This window comes from Rahnella perminowiae, from assembly GCF_019049755.1.
In the GTDB taxonomy this organism is placed as follows: domain Bacteria; phylum Pseudomonadota; class Gammaproteobacteria; order Enterobacterales; family Enterobacteriaceae; genus Rahnella; species Rahnella perminowiae.
The window spans coordinates 1-5,001 of the sequence record NZ_JAFMOS010000327.1 but is presented as its reverse complement, the minus strand read 5'-3'; the positions used below and the strand labels follow the sequence as shown (position 1 = coordinate 5,001).

Here is a 5,001-nt window from a genome sequence, read left to right as displayed (position 1 = left end):
GCAGAAAACTCTTCATCAGGCAGAAACGGTGGTTTTGTGAGCACTGCCGCTTCACTGGCAAAATCAGCTGTAGTCACTAGGCTTATGTATTAAATGGAGAATTCCGAGGTGAAAATGGCAGAACACGAACTGAAAGAAAAACGCATTGAAATTGTTAGAAATTTCTACGCCAAACTGGATCAGGCAGATGCGTCATTGCTGGATCTCTTTGCTGAAGATGTGGTGCTGTTTTTTCCAAAATTTGGCACTGCACAGGGAAAAACTTCGCTGGGGGAACTCGGTAAACGCTTCGCGCTTGAAATCGATAAGATCCAACACATTCAGGACGCGTTCCGTTTTCTGAGTGACGGAGATGCCATTGTGCTGGAAGGGCAGATGCGTGGCGTGATGCAAAACGGTGACCGCTGGCCGACGTCGGAGGCCGGCAGCCATCATTTCTGCACGGTCTTTGTCTTTGATGATTTGCTGATTAAACGGCTGAGTATTTATCTCGATCCTGATTTCAATCTAGAGGATAAGAAGCGGGTGAATAATTATCGTCAGGCGGTGAAAACTGAGGAAAACAAAACCTGAGATCACCGGATAAAAAAGAAGGGAAACCGTTTCAACCCACGGTTTCCCTTCGCCAACTGCCGGTTATCAGGATTCGGCAGGGACAATATTGTTCTTGTAGCGTTGCAGAATCGGTGAGTTGATGTCCGACGGGTTCTGCAACTGCCACAGGTTACGTTCGATGCCGTCATTCACCAGATAAATCACCCCGGATTCAATCGCCGACATCAGGCACAACATCACAGGCTCATTGGTGGTGTAACCCAGTTCACCTTCCAGTAACCGCTGATAGTCGATAAAGCGGAACACCCCGGCCTGCACTTCATACGACAAAATCGTCTTGCTGGTATTCACGGACGATAAAACTTCTCCGGTATTGACGTCGACAGCACGCAGGTTCACGGCTATCTGGTCCAGCTGGTATTGTGTGCTGGCTCCGATACCGAAGTATCGCGCCCCCGCACCGCCTGATTTCACATTACTTTCGTAACCGATTATCGAGCCTTCAATCAGGATATTCGCCGCGACCAGCGAGGAAAGCGGCCGCTGATTATTGATGGCGACGCTGCCATTCTCCTGCGCGGCACGAATAATTTTGCGTTCGTTCAGTAAGTTTTGCAGCCCCTGACGTTCCAGCGGGATAAACCATTTGGAATCTTTGAGTGCCGATACCAGCATCGCTGTGGCACTTTGCGGCACGGCGGTCGAGAAGTTACTGGCCGGATATGGCTTGAACTGGCCCGTTTCATCCTGAATGTTATAGACCGACACAAAAATCCGGCCCTGCGGCGAAGGCAAGTGAGTCAGATCGGTATAGCTTGGTGCCCGGGGCAATAATGTCGGTCTTGCGGCTTCTTTCGGTGCTGCTGTGAGGCACCCGCTCAACACAAAAACTGCGATGAGTAATAAATAGCTGCGCATGATGTCGTTCCTGTTTTTATTGGTCATCGGAATCAGTTGGTCGTGGCGGACAAGCCCTGTACCTGGATAGTGGAAATTTTGCCGGTCTTGCGGTCAGTGACATTCATCACCAACTGCCCGTCGGTATTCTGGATATCCACGATAAAGTCTTGTGTTACCAGCCGCCCCGGTTTCCCCTGATTGACGTTGCCCATCAGGCTGCCCAGTAATTGCGACTGTATCGAGGCGGTAAAATTATCCAGCGCGGACGTCTGGGTGGAGCCGAAGTCATAGCTGTCGGGATCTTTATAAGAATTCTGCGCCTGAGCTTCGTTGAGCAGAAACGCACCATTATTCGGGTTGCCACCAAAATTCGGGTTGATGAACTGAAAAACCATGTTGCCGCCCCAGGAAACCGGGGATGCCGTCAGTAATGCCAGCAGCATGACTGAACGCGAAGCTGAGACTGGAATATTCACGATGCTCTCCTTAAAAGAGGCTGTGCATTAAAATTCGTCATGGGCGAGATCCCCGGTGCCCAGTAACGCTTTGTCTAACTGCCGCCGTGATAGTGCTTCGCTCACCCCGGCAATGGCGGTATCGACGTCCTTATTAAAATTGCGACGGTTGGGAAACAGCAAAGCCTGATAAAGAGTGTCCTGACCTATTTTTATGGTGATCCAACTGCCCCAGCGGGCGCTGGGCCTTTCTGAAATGGTGAGCGTTTCCGGGTAGTTCTGTTCCCATTTGCCGGTGAAGCCACGGTAAAAATCATGGCCAACCGAAGTCACGGTTCTGTCGGTGATAAGCCCCGGATCTTTTATATCCGCAGCCTGTACATGCAGGCAGGTGGCGCACAGCAGCGCCAGCCAGAGCCAGAAGCCCTTTATGCACATAGTCATGATGTCAGCGCTTGAGGTTGTCGTTAGCCCAGGACGCCGCCTGGGTACGGTTTTTAACCGATATTTTCCTAAATAAATTATAGAGATGCGTTTTAACGGTGTTCTCGCTGATAAACAGCAAACGCGCGATTTCCGTATTCGAGGCACCCACACGTAACTTATTAAGGATCTCTTTTTCGCGATGAGTCAGGCCGGTATCTTCTGAGTGAAGCTGGCGGAAAGCACCGGACTGATTGATCAGGTAACTGGCGAAGCCCTGAGAGAAGTAGCATTCTCCACGGATCACGCTTTTAATCCCTTCCACCAGATGTGCTTCATCGGTGGAAAGATAAAAAACGGCGCTGATCCCCGGCCAGGTTTCAATTTCCCGAAAATGATAATTATCCGGTGTGTTTAATAATAATAACTTCACATTGTCGTGATAACGGTTTACCGCTGTTTGCCACAGATCAATTGTCCGACGATCGGCCTCCATCATATCGAAGAGAATTAATGCCTGATGAAGCGGCTGATCTTCAAGTAATTTATGGATATTGTGAAGCCGGGCATTAACACAAAGTTGCTGTTTTAATTGCTGCAATAAAGCACTGGCTTGTAATGATGGTTTAGTCACTAATAAAAGAATATTATTATTGATTGCTGCTTCATTACTCATAATGAAACCCTGCCCTGATTTTTATAGCCACAGTCTGCCATTGCCTGATCACTGAAAAGGCAGGAAATAGACTGAGATTTTATTTTGCTAAACCTATAGCGATATGTTTGCTGTGTATATCTGAAAGTAGCAAATATTCACAACCTGAGGCACATAATATTTTCAGGCGGTTTTATGTGCGTTACTGACTCAATTTAGCTTTTGGTTTACCTTACGCAAGGCTTATTTGTGTTTCAGAATGTAACATAAAATGTATAAAGCTTTCCTTATGTATTGACGGGAATTAATTCCCGTCATGTTAAAGAGGACTTAACTACTAATTTTACACTAAATTAACGTTTGGCCTTGTTAAGGCTAAATATTTCTTCGATAGCAACCCGGTTTAATTGTGCTGAAACACCCGCCGGCTGCATGCTTCGCCTTTAATAACCCAAATTATGGTGTCTTTTTGTATTGATTTCACTTAGGTGAGCAGGCCTGTAAGTCACTTTACATCGGGTTAAACAGCGCTATAAAGCAGCGGAAAGGCTTTTTTTTGCGACTGCTAAGGGATGAAAGTGTGCAGGTGATCTCTTTTACGTGGGTTTTTAATTTCAAAGAGAATTAAGAATAGTTGCATTTGTGTGATTATTTAAACTGTTCTGCACTTTAATTTTAGGATTAATGCCATGGGGTTGATTAGCCCCGCTGACCTTTTACACCATCGTTCCGGACAGTCCGCATGATAAAGGTCGTCTCATACTTTCTGATGAAGCCTGAAATTAAAATACGACGGGCGGGTGAGTTCCTTATTTTCAGTAAACACCATAATCAATTTGTCCGCAGCAATTAACCGGTGAGCTAAGTAAGGTGCCGGTATATACAGGGTGACGAAATGAAAAAGACTTTATTGACCCTGGCGTTACTTACAGCATCCTGGGGGATTCATGCACAGCAGTTTGATATGACTTATCCGGAAATCAATTCTGCAGCGTCGGATCAGATTTTCGCGGGTGCAGGAAATTCAACGGGGAACTCCGCTGTAATTTATCAGAGCGGTAATAGCAATCTGACTGTTACCCATCAGACGGGTTACGGAAATTCAGGTGCTATCCGTCAGACCGGGTCAGAGAATACAGCACTGCTGAATCAGCGAGGTAATGGAAATAACGCGGATATATCCCAAAGCGGTAGCGATAATTTCGCCTACATATCGCAAACCGGCGGCGGGGATGCATCCATTACGCAACAGAATTTTGGCAATACCGCATACATTCTGCAAAAAGGCCGGAGTGTAACGGAAATTCGTCAGAATGGTACGAACCAGAGCAGCGGCGTCGTACAAAACTCGTCAGGAATGGCGATTAGAGTGACACAGCATTAGCAATCAAATCGGCCCAAAAAGGGTAGAACGTTTTTTATGACATCCGACATTAAACCAATGGGGTAGCATCATGAAACTTTGGAAAATTGTGGCAGTTTCCGCTTTAGTCGTCAGTGGCAGTGCGTTTGCAGGGGGCAATGATGGTCATCACGGTGGCGGACCCTCCGGCCCGTCAACACCGCCGTCAACGGTCCCGACATTCACGGCAACTCAGTGGAATTCTGAAATTCAGATTTACCAGCAGGGCACGGCTAACCTGGCGAATGCCACTCAGTCTGGCGCACAAAAATCGCTGACCTCCATCGGTCAGGATGGTTACAGAAATACCGCGAGCACCAATCAGACTGGCGACGGCAGTCTGGTGAGCGTTTCTCAGAAGGGTGACTTCAACAATGCTAACGTTGCACAAACTGCAAACGGCAGCAAAGTGCTGGTTTCCCAAAATGGTTCTGGCAACTATGCTCAGGCTTCGCAAGGGGCTAACGGTGCTCTGACCAATATTGTTCAGTCTGGTACCGGCAACCTCGCGTACGCTTCACAAAACTGATTCAGCTCCCTCCTCTGTGAAGGGGAGGGCTGGGGTAGGGTATTACTCGCAACGTCGGATTTGATGTTGCCTGCGAAACCCC

General features: G+C 47.7%; 7 protein-coding genes. 3 read left to right on the top strand and 4 right to left on the bottom strand.

Annotation, left to right across the window (positions count from 1 at the left end; all coding sequences use genetic code 11):
- The first annotated feature begins 114 nt into the window (after nt 1–114).
- On the top strand, nt 115–573 hold the full coding sequence (locus J1785_RS03385; RefSeq protein ID WP_217218806.1) for a nuclear transport factor 2 family protein: 459 nt from the start codon (nt 115–117) through the stop codon (nt 571–573).
- Nucleotides 574–639: 66 nt separating this feature from the next.
- On the opposite strand, the gene csgG is transcribed toward J1785_RS03385, so the two are convergent.
- Genes csgG through csgD form a run of 4 tightly spaced genes read right to left on the bottom strand, consistent with a single transcriptional unit; the run spans nt 640 to nt 3,009 of the window.
- Complete coding sequence (gene csgG / locus J1785_RS03380; protein WP_129952227.1) at nt 640–1,473, bottom strand: curli production assembly/transport protein CsgG; 834 nt, start codon at nt 1,471–1,473, stop codon at nt 640–642.
- A 32-nt stretch (nt 1,474–1,505) separates the two neighbouring features.
- Complete coding sequence (csgF, locus tag J1785_RS03375; protein WP_129952774.1) at nt 1,506–1,898, bottom strand: curli production assembly/transport protein CsgF; 393 nt, start codon at nt 1,896–1,898, stop codon at nt 1,506–1,508.
- A 60-nt stretch (nt 1,899–1,958) separates the two neighbouring features.
- The gene (csgE, locus tag J1785_RS03370) at nt 1,959–2,354 is read right to left on the bottom strand and encodes a curli production assembly/transport protein CsgE (RefSeq protein ID WP_377427296.1); all 396 of its coding nucleotides are present in this window, start codon (nt 2,352–2,354) and stop codon (nt 1,959–1,961) included.
- Between the two features lie 4 nt (nt 2,355–2,358).
- Entirely contained in the window at nt 2,359–3,009 is a 651-nt protein-coding gene (csgD, locus tag J1785_RS03365) for a biofilm master transcriptional regulator CsgD (protein WP_129952229.1), read from the bottom strand.
- Nucleotides 3,010–3,883: 874 nt separating this feature from the next.
- Here csgD and J1785_RS03360 point away from each other — a divergent pair.
- Nucleotides 3,884–4,372, top strand: coding sequence for a curlin (locus J1785_RS03360; protein ID WP_217218805.1), 489 nt, complete (start codon nt 3,884–3,886; stop codon nt 4,370–4,372).
- A 70-nt stretch (nt 4,373–4,442) separates the two neighbouring features.
- Nucleotides 4,443–4,919 (top strand): curli major subunit CsgA, encoded by a 477-nt coding sequence (csgA, locus tag J1785_RS03355; protein WP_129952231.1) that lies wholly within the window; start codon nt 4,443–4,445, stop codon nt 4,917–4,919.
- Nucleotides 4,920–5,001: the final 82 nt, after the last annotated feature.

What these genes read in the sequence shown, in the direction of transcription:
- csgF (WP_129952774.1), bottom strand. Translation starts at nt 1,898, where the DNA reads ATGCTGCTGGCATTACTGACGGCATCCCCGGTTTCCTGGGGCGGCAAC.
- csgD (WP_129952229.1), bottom strand. Translation starts at nt 3,009, where the DNA reads ATGAGTAATGAAGCAGCAATCAATAATAATATTCTTTTATTAGTGACT.
- J1785_RS03360 (WP_217218805.1), top strand. Translation starts at nt 3,884, where the DNA reads ATGAAAAAGACTTTATTGACCCTGGCGTTACTTACAGCATCCTGGGGG.
- csgE (WP_377427296.1), bottom strand. Translation starts at nt 2,354, where the DNA reads ATGACTATGTGCATAAAGGGCTTCTGGCTCTGGCTGGCGCTGCTGTGC.
- csgA (WP_129952231.1), top strand. Translation starts at nt 4,443, where the DNA reads ATGAAACTTTGGAAAATTGTGGCAGTTTCCGCTTTAGTCGTCAGTGGC.
- csgG (WP_129952227.1), bottom strand. Translation starts at nt 1,473, where the DNA reads ATGCGCAGCTATTTATTACTCATCGCAGTTTTTGTGTTGAGCGGGTGC.
- J1785_RS03385 (WP_217218806.1), top strand. Translation starts at nt 115, where the DNA reads ATGGCAGAACACGAACTGAAAGAAAAACGCATTGAAATTGTTAGAAAT.